This is a genomic window from Sinorhizobium sp. 22678 (assembly GCF_052044265.1).
Lineage (GTDB): Bacteria > Pseudomonadota > Alphaproteobacteria > Rhizobiales > Rhizobiaceae > Sinorhizobium > Sinorhizobium meliloti_A.
The window spans coordinates 141,535-157,994 of record NZ_JBQEMS010000009.1 but is presented as its reverse complement, the minus strand read 5'-3'; the positions used below and the strand labels follow the sequence as shown (position 1 = coordinate 157,994).

Below are 16,460 nucleotides of genomic sequence, written 5' to 3'. Positions count from 1 at the left end.
ATGACCGACAGCGCTTCGCTCAATCCCGCCCTCGTCAACTGGACCGGACACGAGGGCCTGCCCCGGTTCGAGGCGATCATGGACGAGGATTTCGCGCCTGCCTTCGATGCGGCATTGGCGAGTCACGAGGCGGAGATCGAGGCCATTGCCAACAATGCGGAGGAGCCCACCTTCGACAACACCGTCGCCGCGCTGGAAATCGCCGGCGATGAACTTTCGCGCGTCTCCGCTCTCTTCTGGAGCAAGGCGGGCGCCCATACGAACGAGGTGATTCAGGCGCTGGAGCGCGAGATCGCACCGAAAATGTCGCGCCATTATTCGAAGATCGGCACCAACCCGGCACTCTTCGGCCGCATCGACGCACTCTGGGAGAAAAGGGAAGAGCTCGGCCTCGATGTCGAAGCCATGCGCGTTCTGGAACGGCACTGGAAGAGCTTCGTGAAAGCGGGCGCCAAGCTTGACAAGCCCGAGCAGGAGCGTCTCGCGGCGATCAACGAGAAGCTCGCCGGCCTCGGCGCCAGGTTCGGGCAGAACGTTCTCGCAGACGAGAAGGACTGGGCGCTCATCCTGTCGAGCGAAGAGGACCTGGCGGGGATTCCGGATTTCCTGAGAGATGCGATGGCGGCGGCCGCGCGCGAGCGCGGCGAGGAAGATAAATATGCGGTCACGCTGTCGCGCTCGATCATCGAGCCGTTCCTGACCTTCTCCGAAAGACGGGAACTGCGCGAACAGGCTTTCAGGGCCTGGACGGCGCGCGGCGAAAATGGCGGCGAGACCGACAATCGCGGCATCATCGCCGAAACGCTCGCTCTCCGGGCGGAGAAGGCGAAACTGCTCGGCTATGAGAATTATGCGGCGCTGAAGCTCGACAACACCATGGCGAAGACCCCTGAAGCCGTGAACGGCCTGCTGATGCAGGTATGGGAAAAGGCGGTGGCGCGGGCCCGGGAAGAGGAGGCGGAACTCGCCACGCTCATTGCCGAAGAGGGCCGCAACCACGAGGTCATGCCTTGGGACTGGCGACACTATGCGGAAAAATTCAGGGCCCGGAAATTCAGCTTTTCGGAAAGCGAACTGAAGCCCTATCTGCAGCTGGAGAAGATCATCGACGCCTGCTTCGCCGTCGCCGGCCGCCTCTTCGGCATCACCGCAACCGAGAAGAATGGCGTTCCCGCCTATCACCCGGACGTCCGCGTCTTCGAGATACGCGACGCCTCAGGCAGGCTCACGGCCCTTTTCCTCGGTGATTATTTCGCGCGCTCCTCGAAACGCTCCGGCGCATGGATGAGCTCCTTTCAGTCGCAGCACAGGCTGAAGCTCGAGAACGGCGCAATTGGCGAAATCCCGATCGTGTACAATGTCTGCAACTTCGCCAAGCCCGCCGAGGGCAAGCCGGCGCTCCTATCGATCGACGACGCCCGCACGCTCTTCCACGAATTCGGCCATGCGCTGCACGGCATGCTTTCCAATGTCACCTATCCCTCGGTTTCGGGTACCGGCGTCGCGCGCGATTTCGTGGAGCTGCCCTCGCAGCTTTACGAGCATTGGCTGACGGTGCCGGACATTCTCAGGAAATATGCGGTGCACTACAGGACCGGCGAGCCGATGCCGCAGGCGCTGCTCGACAAGGTGTTGGCGGCCCGGACGTTCAATTCCGGTTTCGCGACGGTCGAGTTTACCGCCTCGGCGCTCGTCGACATGGCCTGTCACACGGCGGAAGAGGTCGGCGATCCGATGGCGCTCGAAGCGGCGACGCTCGAGAAGATCGGCCTGCCGCAGTCGATCGTCATGCGCCACCGCAGCCCGCATTTTCTTCACGTCTTCTCCGGCGACGGCTATTCGGCCGGCTACTACTCCTACATGTGGTCGGAGGTGCTCGACGCCGATGCATTCGCGGCCTTCGAGGAGACCGGCGATCCCTTCGACCCGGCGATGGCGGCCAGACTGAAGGACAATATCTACTCGGTCGGCGGCTCCGTCGATCCGGAAGACGCCTACAAGGCCTTCCGCGGCAAGCTGCCGAGCCCGGATGCGATGCTGGCGAAGAAGGGGCTGGCGGCTTAGGGTCTTGTCTTTGAAAATATAGGGGGTGATTGCCCCCGATCCTTTCCCCGCAAGCGGCGGGAGGGGACGCGCCACACGGGCGATCTCATTGCGGCTACGCCTGTGGTGTGGAGGGGGACCGCGCGCGCCGTCGCCCCTTCGCCCCGCTTGCGGGGAGAAGGTCGCGAAGGCGATGAGGGGGCATAACCTCCCCGATGAAGACAGGTGAGATCTACGCCTGCTCCACCCCCAGCACAGCCAGCAGATTGTGCATCCGCTCAGTAGCCAGCTCCGGCTTGTCGAGCACATTGGCCTGATCCGCCAGGCGGAAGATATCGGCATAGTGGAGCAATCCGCGAGCCGATTGCAGGCCGGCCGGCAGGGTGAAATGCCGTTGGTGGCCGTTCAGCCAGGCCAGGAAGACGACGCCGGCCTTGTAGTATTGCGTCGGCGCCTCGAAGATCTTGCGCGAGAGCGGCACGGTCGGCTCTATGACGCCGCGAAAGGTCGCAAGATCGCCCTCGGCGAGGGCCGCGAGCGCCTTCGAGGCCGACGGCGCGACGGCGTCGAAGATGCCGAGCAGTGCGTGGCTGTACTTCTTGCTGTCGCCCTCGATCAGTTCCGCATAGTTGAAATCGTCGCCGGTGAAGCAGAGCACGCCCTCGGGGAGCCGGCTGCGCAGCGCCAATTCCTTGGCGTTGTCGAGCAGCGAAATCTTGATTCCCTCTACCTTGGCGCTGTTCTCGCCGATGATGGCCAGCACCGTTTCGAGCGCCTGCCCGAAGTTTTCCGAGCCCCAATAGCCTTTGAGCTGCGGGTCGAACATGTCGCCCAGCCAGTGGAGTACGACCTTGTCCCTGGTCTGGGACAGGATGCGGCCGTAGACACGCCGGTAGTCGTCGGGGGAGCGCGCCACGCGCGCGAGCGCCCGGCTCGCCATCATGATCGCGCGGCCGCCCTCGGCTTCGACGAAGCCGACCTGCTCCTCGTAGGCCGCGATGACATCGTCAATCGAGCGCGCGTCGGCCGGCGAAAGGTGGTCGGTGCCGGCGCCGCAGGCGAGATCGGCGCCCGGAACGCTTCGCGCTTCGGCGAGCGAGCGGCGGATCAGCTCCTGCGCCGCCGCCCATGTAAGCCCCATGCCGCGTTGCGCCGTATCCATCGCCTCGGCGATCCGGAAGCCGAGGCCCCACAGGTGATGGCGGAAGGCCATTGTCGCTTCCCAGTCGATTGCCGGATTGCCCCAAGGGTCGCTGTCGCGAAGCGGATCGGAAACGACATGCGCGGCCGCATAGGCGATGCGGTTGAAGGTCGGGGCCGCTCCGGGTCGGGTGATCGGTTCGCCCCGAAGCCGGTACTCTTCGAGCGAACCGTCCTGGCGCGGCAGAAAAACGCTGGTCATCGGCTTATGTCCTCCTCTACGTCATCGCATCGAATAATTTAGACCGTTCCAAATTTCAAGACGAAAATCAAACTCTCTCCTCGCAGCAGCAGCGCTCCCCTGTGGAGTCCGGAATGAGGTAGTCCTCTCGAATTAGCTATAACAGCCGCTTACGGGGACAAATGCAGTGCCATGCGTTGCCAAGGCGCCGGCAAAAATGTGAACAGGAGCCTCTTGACGAAATTGGAACGTTCCAATTATTAAGGACGAGAGAGATGAAATTTCGGGGAGGATGTTCATGGGGAAGGAGCGGGTGACGGTTGTCGACATCGCGCGCGCCGCCGGCGTGTCGAAGTCGACCGTGTCGCTCGTCCTGCAGGCAAGTCCGCTCGTCAACGAATCGACGAGGGCGAAAGTCAATGCAGTCATCCGTGAGCTCGGCTACGTGTATAATCGCAGCGCCGCCAATCTGCGCCAGGCGAGATCGAAGATCATCGGCATCGTCGTCAACGATCTCACGAACAGCTTCTTTGCGGAGCTCGCGGTCGGCGTCGATGAGGTCGTGCAGGCCGCCGGTTTCGTGCAGTTCCTCGCCAATACGAGCGAGAAGCTCGACCGCCAGCGCGAGGTCATCGCCTCGATGCGCGAGCACGGGGTGTCGGGGCTCATCATATCCCCGGCGCGCGGAACGGAAGCCGCGGATCTCGCGCCGCTCGTTGCCGCCGGCATTCCGGTCGTGCTCGTCGTGCGCGACATTCCCGGCGCCGGTGTATCCTCTTTGACTTCGGACAATCATGCCGGCGCCGTTGCCGCCGTGCGCCATCTGGTCGAGCGTGGCCATCGCCGCGTCGCCTTCCTCGGAGGCTTCGCCGATACCGCGGTCTTCGAAGCGCGCATGCGCGGCTATGGCGATGCCCTTCGGGAGGCCGGCCTCCAGGTCTCAGACGACCTGGTCATCGGTTCGGCGCCCTCGCGCGCCGGCGGGGTGACGGCGATCGAGCAGGCGATGATGCTGAAGGAGCGGCCGACCGCGGCCCTCTGCTTCAACGATGCCGTCGCCTTCGGCGTCTGCGACGGGCTGCGTGCGCGCCGGCTGGAGCCCGGCGAGGATTTCGCGGTGATCGGTTTCGATGACGTGATCGAGGCCAAGACCGCGGTGCCGGCGCTGACCACGGTCTCGGTCGATCCGCATGGCATGGGCGAGCGTGCGGCGGAATTGCTCTTGAAACAGATCAATAGCGGCCGTGTCGAGCCGGAAGCGATCGTCAGCCCGGTCCGGCTCGCCATTCGTCAGAGCTGCGGTGCTGCCGTCGGACGCAGAGTGAAGGAGATTTCGTCATGATTCGCTGGGGACTGATCGGCGCGAGCACGATCGCGCGCGAATGGGTGATCGGCGCCATCCGCGCCGCAGGCGGCGACGTCGTCTCGGTGATGAGTTCGAGCGCGGAACGAGGAGAGGCCTATGCCGCCGAGAACGGGATCGTAAAGGCTGTCACGAGCGTCGACGATCTCGTCGGCGATCCCGACGTGGACGCCGTCTACATCTCCACGACGAACGAGCTTCACCACGATCAGGCGCTCGCGGCGATCCGCGCCGGCAAGCACGTTCTCTGCGAGAAGCCGCTGGCGATGAATCTCAATGACGGCTGTGAAATGGTGCTCAAGGCCTGCGAGGCCGGCGTCGTGCTCGGCACCAATCATCACTTGCGCAACGCCGCCACCCATCGGGCCATGCGGGAAGCGATCGCCGCGGGCCGGATCGGCCGGCCGATCGCGGCGCGGGTCTTCCATGCCGTCTATCTGCCGCCGCACCTCCAGGGCTGGCGGCTCGACAGGCCGGAGGCGGGCGGCGGCGTCATTCTCGATATCACCGTGCACGACGCCGACACGCTGCGCTTCGTTCTGAACGACGACCCGATCGAGGCCGTCGCGATCAGTCACAGCGCCGGCATGGGCAAGGAAGGACTAGAGGACGGGGTTATGGGCGTGCTCCGCTTCCGCTCCGGCGTCATCGCCCAGTTTCATGATGCCTTCACCACGAAATTTGCCGAGACGGGTCTCGAAGTGCACGGAACCGCGGGATCGCTGATCGGTCGCAACGTGATGACGCAGCGCCCTGTCGGCACGGTCGTGCTGCGCAATGAAGAGGGCGAGAGCGAATTGCCGCTCGACCACCGCAATCTCTACGAGACGGCGCTCGAGGCATTCCATTCCGCGATCGGGGGCAATGGCCGTCCGTCGGCGAGCGGCGAGGATGGCGTCTGGTCGCTCGCCACCGGGCTTGCGGTGGTAAAGGCGGCGGCTACCGGCGGTGCTGTCGAGATCGAAACGGGACTTTGATGCGCATGACGGGCAAACATATTTCGCTTGCGGAAGCTGCCGGCTTGATTCCGGACGGCGCAATCGTTTCGGTCTCCTCCTCCAGCGGGCTTGGCTGCCCGGACCTGATGCTGAAGGCGATCGGTGAGCGCTTCGAGGCGACCGGACACCCGCGCGATCTGACGACGCTGCATCCGATCGCCGCCGGCGACATGAGCGGCATCAAGGGTGTGGATCATATCGCCAGGAAGGGTCTCCTGAAGAAGATCATCGGCGGCTCCTATCCCTCAGGCCCGTCGAGCGCCGAACCGCCGCTGATCTGGCAGATGATCGGCGCGAACGAGGTGGCCGCCTATAATATCCCCTCGGGCATTCTCTTCGACATGCATCGCGAGGCGGCGGCCAAGCGCCCGGGCGTCATGACCAAGGTGGGGCTCGACACCTTCGTAGACCCCTCGCGCGAAGGCTGCGCCATGAATGCGTCAGCCGCCGCCGAACCGGTGGTGAAGAAGATCTCCTTCGAGGGAGAGGACTGGCTTTATTTCAAGGCGATCGCGCCTCAGGTGGCGATCATCCGCGCGACGACCGCCGACGAACGCGGCAATCTCACCTATGAGCACGAGGGCGCCTATCTAGGCGGCCTCGACCAGGCGCTTGCCGCCCGCAACAATGGCGGCATCGTCATTGCCCAGGTGAAACGCATTGCCAAAGAAGGCTCGCTGAAGCCCCATGATGTGCGTGTACCGGGCGTTCTGGTCGACTATGTCGTCGTGGACCCCGAACAGAAGCAGACGACGCAGACGCTCTACGACCCCGCCATTTCCGGCGAGATATTCCGTCCGCTCGACAGCTTCCGACTGCCGGAATTCAATATCCAGAAAGTGATCGCGCGCCGCGTCGCCAAGGAGCTCGAAGCGGGCAGTGCGGTCAATCTCGGTTTCGGCATTTCCGCAAACGTCCCGCGCATCCTCATCGAAGAGGGTCTGCACGGCGCAGTGACCTGGGTCATCGAACAGGGCGCCGTCGGCGGCGTGCCGCTCCTCGATTTCGCCTTCGGCTGCGCCTCGAATGCGGACGCCTTCATGCCGTCGCCATACCAGTTCACCTATTTCCAGGGCGCAGGCTTCGATGCTTCTCTGCTCTCCTTCCTGGAGATCGACCGCACCGGCTCCGTCAACGTCTCGAAGCTCAGCTTCCGCCCGCATGTAACGGCGGGGGCGGGCGGATTCGTCGACATCACCGCGCGGGCGAAGAAGATCGTCTTCTCCGGCATGTTCAATGCGGGTGCGAAGCTGGCGGTCGGCGACGGGCGGCTCGTGATCGAGAAGGAAGGCAAGCTCAAGAAGCTCGTCAACACCGTCGAGCACGTCACTTTCTCCGGCCGCCGGGCCGTCGAGCAGGGGCAGGACATCACCTATGTCACCGAGCGCTGCGTGATGAAACTGACCCCGGAAGGCGTGGTGCTCACCGAAATCGCCCCGGGCGTCGATCTCGAAACGGATATCCTTGGTCAGTCGGAGTTTCCGCTGATCGTCTCCGACGCGCTGAAGCCGATGGATCCGGCGCTGTTCGGCGAGGGGCCGATCGGCCTGACGCTGCCCGCCAAGGGGCCGCGCCGCCTCACGGGAGGCGACGATGACTGACGAACGCATCCGCATCGATTTCGACGGTCCGATAGCGATCATGACGGTCGCGCGCCCGGAAAAGCTCAACGCCTTCGACATCGGCATGCTGAAGGCGCTCGACGCGGCCTGCGATACGGCCGAGGCGAAGCGCGACGTGCGCGTCGTGATCCTTACGGGCGAGGGCAAGGCCTTTTCCGCCGGCGGCGACATCAAGGCCTGGGGCGGCATGGAGCCAGCCGCCTTCGGCCATGACTGGGTGCGTTTCGGCCACCGCGTTTTCGAACGGCTCGCTACGCTGCGCATGCCGGTGATCGCGGCACTCAACGGCCATGCGCTTGGCGGCGGTCTGGAGCTTGCGGCGGCGGCGGATATACGACTGGCCGAGAAACAGGTGAAGATCGGCCTGCCGGAGACGAGCCTCGGCATGGTTCCGGGCTGGTCGGGGACGCAGCGCCTGGTCGCGCGCTTCGGCGCGCAGATCGTTCGCCGCATGGTGCTCGGCGGCGAGATGTTCTCGGCGGCGGATGCCAAGACCGAGGGGCTTATCGACGCAGTGGTCGAGACCGGCGCGGTCATGCAGGCGGCGCGCGACTACGCCGCGCGGGTCGCCGGCCGCGGGCCGGCGGCGCTCGAAATATCGAAGTTGATGATCGCCGCGGCCAGCGGCGAAGACAAGGGCGCGGCGGTGGAAGCATTGGGATCGATCCTCGTCGCCAAGACCGGCGATCTCAAGGAAGGCGTAGCCGCCTTCAGTGAAAAGCGTGAAGCTCGCTTCAAGGGAGAATGGTGATGACGGCGGTGGTGAGGCCGAAGGCGCTCGGCGATTACGAGGTCCGCGAATTCCGGATGCTGATCGACGGTCAGTGGGTGGATGGCGCCGAGGGCCGCTCGATCGAGCGCGTGGCGCCGGGTCACGGCGTCGTCGTCAGCCGCTATCAGGCGGCCGCGAAAGCGGATGCCGAACGGGCGATCGCCGCCGCGCGGCGCGCCTTCGACGAAGGTCCGTGGCCGCGCATGACAGCCTCGGAACGGTCGCTGATCCTGCTCAGGGCCGCCGACATGATTGCCGCGCGCGCGGATGAGCTCGCTTTTCTCGATGCGGTCGAATCCGGCAAGCCGATCAGCCAGGCGAAGGGCGAATTGGCGGGCGCCGCCGACATCTGGCGCTATGCGGCAGCACTTGCCCGCGAACTCTCGGGCGAAAGCTACAACACACTCGGGGAGGGTACGCTCGGCGTCGTGCTGCGCGAGCCGATCGGCGTCGTATCGATCATCACGCCGTGGAACTTCCCTTTCCTGATCGTCAGCCAGAAGCTTCCCTTCGCCCTTGCCGCCGGCTGCACGACGGTGGTGAAGCCCTCCGAACTCACCTCGGCCTCGACGCTGGTTCTCGGCGAAATTCTGGAAGCGGCCGGCGTGCCCCAGGGCGTCGTGAACATCATCGTCGGCACGGGGCCGGAGGCCGGCGCGCCGCTCACCACTCACCCGCATGTCGACATGGTCTCCTTTACCGGCTCGACCGGAATCGGCCGGCTGACCATGGCCAATGCGGCGCAGACATTGAAGAAGGTCTCGCTGGAACTCGGCGGCAAGAATCCGCAGATCGTCTTTCCGGACGCAAACCTGGACGAATTCATCGATGCGGCCGTCTTCGGCGCCTATTTCAATGCCGGCGAATGCTGCAATGCCGGCTCGCGGCTGATCCTGCATCGCGATATCGCCGAGGAGGTGACGACGCGCATCGCCAGCCTCTCGGCCAAGGTCAAGGTCGGAGATCCGCTCGACCCTGAAACGCAGGTCGGCGCAATCATCACGCCGCAGCATCTGCAAAAGATCGCCGGCTATGTTTCTTCGGCGTCGAACGAAGGCGCGAGAATAGCCCATGGCGGCACCACGCTCGATCTCGGCATGGGACAGTTCATGGCCCCGACCATTCTGTCGGCCGTTCGGCCCGAAATGGCCGTGGCCCGGGAGGAAGTCTTCGGGCCGGTTCTCTCCGTTCTGACTTTCGAGAAGACGGAAGAGGCGATCCGGATCGCCAATTCGATCGATTACGGGCTTTCCGCCGGGGTCTGGAGCCGCGACTTCGACACCTGCCTGACGATCGGGCGGCGCGTACGCGCCGGCACTGTGTGGATGAACACCTTCATGGATGGCGCATCGGAGCTGCCTTTCGGCGGCTACCGGCAATCCGGGCTCGGCCGCGAGCTCGGTCGCCATGCGGTCGAGGACTATACGGAGACGAAGACGCTCAACATGCATATCGGCCGGCGCAGCAACTGGTGGATGCCGCGCTGAAGAAGGGAAGGGGCGAGGTTTCGTAATCGTCGAAAGGGTGTAACGTCTTGAATTGGCCGGGTGACGTCAGTCGCAGGCCAGCCGTCCGCGGGAACGGGCGGCACCGGAAAAGAGCGGAGGAGGTTCCGCTTCGGAAACTTGCAAACGGGAGGATAACGATGCGCAAGTTCATGACGACGACTGCTGTTGCAGCACTGATGTTGGCGGCGACAGCTGCGCGTGCAGCCGAGAATGTGGAAGTACTGCACTGGTGGACGTCCGGCGGCGAAGCCGCGGCCCTCGACGTCCTCAAGAAGGACCTGGAGAGCAAGGGCATCAGCTGGACCGACATGCCGGTCGCCGGCGGCGGCGGCACCGAAGCGATGACGGTGCTTCGTGCCCGCGTCACCGCGGGCAACGCGCCGACGGCCGTGCAGATGCTCGGCTTCGACATTCTCGACTGGGCGAAGGAAGGCGCGCTCGGCAATCTGGACGAGGTCGCCTCCAAGGAGGGCTGGGACAAGGTCATTCCGGCGGCACTGCAGCAGTTCTCGAAATATGACGGACACTGGATCGCCGCGCCGGTCAACGTCCATTCGACCAACTGGGTCTGGATCAACAAGGCCGCCCTCGACAAGGCCGGCGGCAAGGAACCGACCACCTGGGAAGAGCTGATCGCACTCCTCGACAAGTTCAAGGAGCAGGGCATCACGCCGGTCGCCCATGGCGGCCAGCCCTGGCAGGACGCGACGATCTTCGACGCCGTCGTTCTTTCGCTGGGCAACGACTTCTACAAGCAGGCTTTCATCGATCTCGATCCGGCGGCGCTCGGCGGCGACAAGATGAAGGAAGCCTTCGACCGCATGACGAAGCTGCGCTCCTATGTGGACGACAACTTCTCCGGCCGCGACTGGAACCTCGCCTCGGCGATGGTCATCGAGAACAAGGCCGGCCTGCAGTTCATGGGTGACTGGGCGAAGGGCGAGTTCCTGAAGGCGAAGAAGGTGCCCGGCACCGATTTCGTCTGCATGCGCTTCCCCGGAACGCAAGGTTCGGTCACCTTCAATTCCGACCAGTTCGCGATGTTCAAGGTTTCGGAAGACAAGGTTCCGGCACAGCTGCAGATGGCCTCGGCAATCGAGAGCCCGGCCTTCCAGTCGGCCTTCAACGTCGTCAAGGGTTCCGTTCCCGCCCGCACCGACGTTCCGGATACCGATTTCGACGCCTGCGGCAAGAAGGGCATCAAGGACCTCGCGGAAGCAAATACCAACGGCACGCTCTTCGGCTCCATGGCCCACGGCCATGCCAATCCGGCTGCCGTCAAGAACGCGATCTACGACGTGGTCACACGCCAGTTCAACGGCGAACTCGACTCGGAAGAGGCGGTGACGGAACTCGTGGCGGCGGTCGAGGCTGCGAAGTAGAGGCACCGAGGAGGGGAAAAGCCCCTCATCCCGCTGCCGCGACCTTCTCCCCGCGTGCGGGGAGAAGGGACAAGCGGTGAGCTCCGGCGTCCTCTCGCCTTGAGATGAGAGCTTGAGCCGCTACGCCTCAGTCCCCTCTCCCCGCATGCGGGGAGAGGGCTAGGGTGAGGGGCAATCCCCTCCACGAACGAAACATACGGTGGTAGCAAACATGGATAGCCGCAACCGGCTGCAGGAGCTTTTGCCAAAGCTCGTGCTCGCCCCCAGCTTTCTCATAGTTCTGGTGTTCGTCTACGGCTTCATAGCCTATACGGGCTTCCTGTCGATGACGGACAGTAAGATGCTGCCGTCCTACAACTTCGTGGGTTTGAGCAATTACAGCCGGTTATGGGCCCTGCCGCACTGGTGGCGCGCGGTCAGCAATCTGGCGATCTTCGCGACTCTCTATATCGTGGTCTGCTCGGTGCTGGGTCTCGGGCTGGCGATCCTGCTCGACCAGAAGATCCGCGCCGAAGGTTTCCTTCGTCCGATTTATCTCTATCCGATGGCGCTTTCCTTCATCGTCACCGGCACCGCGTGGAAGTGGTTCCTCGATCCCGGTATCGGGCTTGAGAACACCATGCATCTCTGGGGCTGGGAAAGCTTCTCGTTCAACTGGATCAAGGACCGCAACTACGCGATCTACTGCGTCGTCATCGCGGCCGTCTGGCAGTCGACCGGCTTCATCATGGCGATGTTTCTGGCGGGCCTGCGCGGCGTCGACAACGAGATCATCAAAGCCGCCCAGATCGACGGGGCGACGACCCCAACCATCTATCGGCGGATCATCATTCCCCTGATGCGGCCGGTCTTCCTTTCGGCCTTTGTCGTACTCGCCCACCTTGCCATCAAGGCCTACGATCTGATCATCGCATTGACGGGCGGCGGGCCGGGGCAGGCGACCGAGCTGCCGGCGACCTTCATGTATTCTTACACCTTCACCCGAAACCAGATGGCGATCGGCGCCTCGTCGGCGATCGTGATGCTGGTGATGATCTTCTCGATCATCGTTCCCTATCTCTATTCCGAAGTCCGGGGAGGAAAACGCTGATGGGCGCTCCCAATTCCGAAAACGTCATTTCGCACAACCGGCTGACGCGCGCTCTGATCTATTCGGCGCTGATCCTCTTCGCACTCTATTCGCTGCTGCCGCTCTATGTGATGCTGGTGAATTCCCTGAAGCCGCTGGATGAGATCCGGCAGGGCGGCATGTTGAACCTGCCTCGGACCTGGACCGTCGAGCCATGGCTTTCTGCCTGGTCGACCGCCCAGATCGGCGTGCAGCCCACCGGCCTTCGGCCTTTCTTCATCAATTCGATCCTGATGGTCGTCCCGGCCGTGGCGATTTCCACGATCATCGGCGCGCTCAACGGCTACGTGCTGACGAAATGGCGCTTCCCCGGGGCGAACATCTTCTTCGGCATGCTGCTTCTCTCGTGCTTCATTCCCTTCCAGATCGTGCTGATCCCGATGGCGCGCATTCTCGGCATTCTCGGCATCGCCGGTTCGATCTGGGGTCTGATCCTGGTGCATGTGGTCTACGGTATCGGCTTCACGACGCTCTATTTCCGTAACTACTACGAGGCCTTCCCGACCGAGCTGGTGCGTGCGGCACAGATCGACGGCGCCAGCTTCTTCCAGATCTTCCGGCGGATATTGCTGCCGTCGTCAGGGCCGATCATCGTCGTCTCGGTCATCTGGCAGTTCACCAATATCTGGAACGACTTCCTGTTCGGGGCCTCGTTCTCCGGGCCGTATTCGACGCCGATGACGGTGGCTCTCAACAATCTCGTGAGCTCGTCCACGGGGGTCAAGGAATACAATGTCCACTTCGCGGGCGCGATCCTCGCGGCCCTGCCAACGCTCATCGTCTACATCGTGTCCGGCCGCTATTTCGTCCGCGGACTGATGTCTGGCGCCGTGAAAGGATAAGCCATGTCGTTTCTGAAGATCACCAATCTGCGCAAATCCTACGGCGCTCTCGAGATCTTGAAGGACATCAACCTGGAGATCTCAGAAGGCGGCTTCCTCGTGCTCGTGGGCCCCTCCGGTTGCGGCAAGTCGACGCTTCTGAACACGATCGCCGGCCTGGAGCCGATCACCTCGGGCGACATCGCCATCAACGGCCGCTCGGTTTCGGGGCTGCACCCGTCGAAGCGCGACATCGCCATGGTATTCCAGTCCTATGCGCTCTATCCGAACATGACGGTGGCCGGGAACATCGCTTTCGGCATGGAGATCCGCGGCGTGCCGAAGGAGGAACGCGAGAAGGCGATCAAGCAGGTGGCCGACATGCTGCAGATCGGCCATCTACTCGACCGCAAGCCGAGCCAGCTTTCCGGCGGCCAGCGCCAGCGCGTCGCCATGGGCCGGGCGCTGGTGCGCAATCCCCAGGTCTTCCTCTTCGACGAGCCGCTCTCGAACCTCGACGCGAAGCTGCGCGTCGACATGCGCACCGAGATCAAGCGGCTGCATCACCGCATGAAGACGACCATCGTCTATGTGACGCACGACCAGATCGAGGCGATGACGCTCGCGACCAAGATCGCCGTCCTGAAGGACGGCGTCCTGCAGCAATTCGGAACGCCGGCGGAGATCTACAACAACCCCGCCAATATGTTCGTCGCCGATTTCATGGGATCGCCTGCGATGAACCTGCTCAAAGCGCAGATAGAAACCGCAGGCTCTCAAGTCTCGGTGACGCTGGCGCGGCCGAATGCCGAACCCCTGAGACTAGCCGTGCCGCATAACGGCGCGCTCTCCGCCTATGCCGGCAGGGAGGTGGTCTTCGGCATCCGTCCGGAAGCGCTCACCGACCCGGACGGGGCGGATCGCAATGCGCAATTCGTCGCCGAAGGCGAATGCCTGATCGAGGTGGTCGAGCCGGCCGGCTCCGATACCTTCGCCGTCACGAGGCTCGGCGGCAAGGAAATCGTCGCAAGGCTCAGGGCCGATGCGCGCATTGCGCCCGGACAGACGTCACGGCTGGCCTTCAATCTCGACAAGGCCGTCTTCTTCGACCCGCAAAGCGAAAAGCGGATTGCATGAGGAAGACGATGGAGAGCCAGCCGGATATCGTCATCATCGGATCTGGGGTCGGCGGCGCAACCGTCGCTGCGGGCCTTGCCGCCTCGGGCGCCGAGATCCTGATCCTCGAAGCGGGCTCACATATCGAGGATCTGCCGGTCAATCGCGACCAGCGGGCGATCTTCCAGCGCGGCCATTTCCGCCCGAAGGAGACCTGGTACGAGGCGGGCGGCCCCGGCTTCAATCCCGGCAACTACTACAATGTCGGCGGCAATTCGAAATTCTACGGCGCGGTGCTGACCCGCTACCGCCGCGAGGATTTCGAGGAAATGCAGCACCGGGACGGCGTCTCGCCCGCCTGGCCGTTTTCCTATGAGGAGCTCGAGCCGTGGTATTCCAAGGCAGAGCAGCTTTACCAAGTGCGAGGCAGTTTGGGCGAGGACCCGACGGAACCCGCTCATTCGAGCGGCTATCCCCATGGCCCGGTGCCGGACGAGCCTGCGATCGCCATGGTCCGTGAGCGCCTGGCCGAGATCGGCCTCCATCCCTATTCGCTGCCGCTGGGCGTCGATATCGAGCGCTGGCTCGCCAAGGGCAAGACGCCGTGGGACGCGCATCCGAACTCATCCGACGGCAAGATGGATGCCGAAACGGCGGCGCTGGCGGCGGCGCTGAAATTCCCGAACGTGCGGCTGCAGACCGGCTCGCGGGTGACGCGGCTCGCAACCGGGCCGGACGGAAAGGCGATCGGAACCGTGCTCTACGCCAAGGACGGGGCGGAGCACCGTCTTTCGCCGAAGCTCGTCATTCTCAGTGCCGGCGCGGTGCAGTCGGCCGTACTGCTCCTGCGCTCTGCCGACGACAGCAACCCGACCGGACTTGCCAACCGGTCCGATCAGGTCGGCCGCAATTTCATGAACCATAATTCGAGCGCCGTCATCGCGCTCAGCCCCTGGTACCGCAACGATTCGGTCTATCAGAAGACCTTCGGTCTCAACGACTTCTATCTCTCCGACGGTGCGGGCGGGCCGCCGCTCGGCAATATCCAGCTTCTCGGCCGCATCTCCGGCGCGATCCTGAAGGCGAACATGCCGGCCATGCCGGAATGGCTGCTGAACCGGATGTCCGCCCGCGGCATCGACTTCTATGCCATGAGCGAGGACCTGCCGTCACCGGAGAGCCGCGTCACGGTCGACGGCGAGCGCGTCGTGCTGAAATGGGTGCGCACCAATTGGCAGGCCCATCTCGATCTCGTCGCCAAGCTGAAGGCGGTGCTGAAGAAAGCCGGCTTCCCGGTCGTGCTCGCGCGGGCCTTCGACAAGCGGACGCCTTCGCATCAGTGCGGCACGGTCCGGATCGGCAATGATCCCGGCCAGGCGCCGCTCGACGTCTATTGCCGCGCCTTCGATCATCCGAATCTCTTCGTCGTCGATGCCGGCTTCCTGCCGACCTCCGCCGCCGTCAATCCGGCGCTGACCGTCGCCGCCCAGGCGCTGCGTGTCGCCGATCATATCGTAAAACAGGATCTGCGGTCATGACCGATATGGCACGCCCCGTCGCGATCGTCACCGGCGGCCGCCGCGGCATCGGGCTAGGGATCGCCCGGGCACTCGCGGCGAGCGGCTTCGACATCGCCATCACCGGCATTGGCGATGCGGAGGGTGTCGCTCCCGTAATCGCCGAACTCAACGGGCTCGGCGCCCGGGTGATCTTCCTGCGCGCCGATCTGGCCGACCTTGCGAGCCATCAGACGACCGTCGACGCGGCCGTCGCGGAATTTGGCCGGATCGACTGCCTTGTCAACAATGCCGGCATCGCCTCCATCGTGCGTGGCGATTTTCTCGATCTGAAGCCGGAGAATTTCGACACGATCGTCGGCGTCAATCTGCGCGGCACGGTGTTTTTCACGCAGGCCGTGCTGAAGGCGATGCTCGCGAGCGAGATTCAGGCGCGGCGCTCAATCATCAACATCACCTCGGTCTCGGCGGCGATGACGTCGCCCGAGCGGCTCGACTATTGCATGAGCAAGGCAGGCCTTGCGGCCTTCAGCCAGGGCCTGGCGCTGAGGCTCGCAGAGACCGGCATCGCGGTCTTCGAAGTCCGTCCCGGCATCATCCGCTCGGACATGACGGCTGCGGTTTCCGGCAAATATGACGGGTTGATCGCGAGTGGCCTGGTGCCGATGCGGCGCTGGGGCGAACCCGAGGATATCGGCAATATCGTCGCCGGGCTTGCCGGTGGGCAGTTCGGTTTCGCCACGGGCTCGGTGATCCAGGCGGATGGGGGATTGTCGATCGGGCGGTTGTGAATTGTGTGCGGGCGTTT

13 protein-coding genes are annotated in these 16,460 nt (G+C 63.9%); 12 read left to right on the top strand and 1 reads right to left on the bottom strand.

The features are described from left to right. The gene (locus tag ACTJKL_RS15675) at positions 1–2,064 is read left to right on the top strand and encodes a M3 family metallopeptidase (protein ID WP_440853251.1); all 2,064 of its coding nucleotides are present in this window, start codon (positions 1–3) and stop codon (positions 2,062–2,064) included. Positions 2,065–2,275: 211 nt separating this feature from the next. Here the strand turns inward: ACTJKL_RS15675 and ACTJKL_RS15670 are convergent, their stop codons facing one another. Then, on the bottom strand, positions 2,276–3,445 hold the full coding sequence (locus tag ACTJKL_RS15670; protein ID WP_440853250.1) for a dihydrodipicolinate synthase family protein: 1,170 nt from the start codon (positions 3,443–3,445) through the stop codon (positions 2,276–2,278). A gap of 277 nt (positions 3,446–3,722) precedes the next feature. Between ACTJKL_RS15670 and ACTJKL_RS15665 the strand changes: the two genes are divergently transcribed. The 11 genes from ACTJKL_RS15665 to ACTJKL_RS15615 all read left to right on the top strand — a co-directional run bounded on the left by ACTJKL_RS15665 (position 3,723) and on the right by ACTJKL_RS15615 (position 16,443). Next, positions 3,723–4,766, top strand: a complete 1,044-nt coding sequence (locus ACTJKL_RS15665; RefSeq protein ID WP_100672658.1) for a LacI family DNA-binding transcriptional regulator — start codon at positions 3,723–3,725, stop codon at positions 4,764–4,766. Next, positions 4,763–5,764, top strand: a complete 1,002-nt coding sequence (locus tag ACTJKL_RS15660; RefSeq protein WP_018098725.1) for a 1,5-anhydro-D-fructose reductase — start codon at positions 4,763–4,765, stop codon at positions 5,762–5,764. Before ACTJKL_RS15665 ends, ACTJKL_RS15660 begins: the two co-directional genes overlap by 4 nt. After that, the gene (locus tag ACTJKL_RS15655) at positions 5,764–7,386 is read left to right on the top strand and encodes an acyl CoA:acetate/3-ketoacid CoA transferase (RefSeq protein ID WP_018098726.1); all 1,623 of its coding nucleotides are present in this window, start codon (positions 5,764–5,766) and stop codon (positions 7,384–7,386) included. The genes ACTJKL_RS15660 and ACTJKL_RS15655 overlap by 1 nt, the downstream gene beginning before the upstream one ends. Further along, positions 7,379–8,158 (top strand): enoyl-CoA hydratase/isomerase family protein, encoded by a 780-nt coding sequence (locus tag ACTJKL_RS15650; RefSeq protein WP_440853249.1) that lies wholly within the window; start codon positions 7,379–7,381, stop codon positions 8,156–8,158. Before ACTJKL_RS15655 ends, ACTJKL_RS15650 begins: the two co-directional genes overlap by 8 nt. Continuing rightward, entirely contained in the window at positions 8,158–9,666 is a 1,509-nt protein-coding gene (locus tag ACTJKL_RS15645; protein WP_100672662.1) for an aldehyde dehydrogenase family protein, read from the top strand. The genes ACTJKL_RS15650 and ACTJKL_RS15645 overlap by 1 nt, the downstream gene beginning before the upstream one ends. A gap of 158 nt (positions 9,667–9,824) precedes the next feature. Further along, positions 9,825–11,069 carry an ABC transporter substrate-binding protein gene (locus tag ACTJKL_RS15640; protein WP_018098729.1) on the top strand — a complete coding sequence of 415 codons (1,245 nt, stop codon included), beginning with the start codon at positions 9,825–9,827 and terminating at the stop codon, positions 11,067–11,069. 211 nt (positions 11,070–11,280) lie between these two features. Next, entirely contained in the window at positions 11,281–12,159 is an 879-nt protein-coding gene (locus ACTJKL_RS15635) for a carbohydrate ABC transporter permease (RefSeq protein ID WP_018098730.1), read from the top strand. Continuing rightward, entirely contained in the window at positions 12,159–13,040 is an 882-nt protein-coding gene (locus tag ACTJKL_RS15630) for a carbohydrate ABC transporter permease (protein WP_018098731.1), read from the top strand. Before ACTJKL_RS15635 ends, ACTJKL_RS15630 begins: the two co-directional genes overlap by 1 nt. Before the next feature lie 3 nt (positions 13,041–13,043). After that, the gene (locus tag ACTJKL_RS15625) at positions 13,044–14,156 is read left to right on the top strand and encodes an ABC transporter ATP-binding protein (protein ID WP_440853248.1); all 1,113 of its coding nucleotides are present in this window, start codon (positions 13,044–13,046) and stop codon (positions 14,154–14,156) included. Beyond that, positions 14,153–15,673: a GMC oxidoreductase gene (locus ACTJKL_RS15620; RefSeq protein ID WP_440853247.1), complete on the top strand. Its 1,521-nt coding sequence runs from the start codon at positions 14,153–14,155 to the stop codon at positions 15,671–15,673. Before ACTJKL_RS15625 ends, ACTJKL_RS15620 begins: the two co-directional genes overlap by 4 nt. Continuing rightward, entirely contained in the window at positions 15,670–16,443 is a 774-nt protein-coding gene (locus tag ACTJKL_RS15615) for a 3-ketoacyl-ACP reductase (protein WP_440853246.1), read from the top strand. Before ACTJKL_RS15620 ends, ACTJKL_RS15615 begins: the two co-directional genes overlap by 4 nt. The last annotated feature ends 17 nt before the right edge of the window (positions 16,444–16,460 follow it).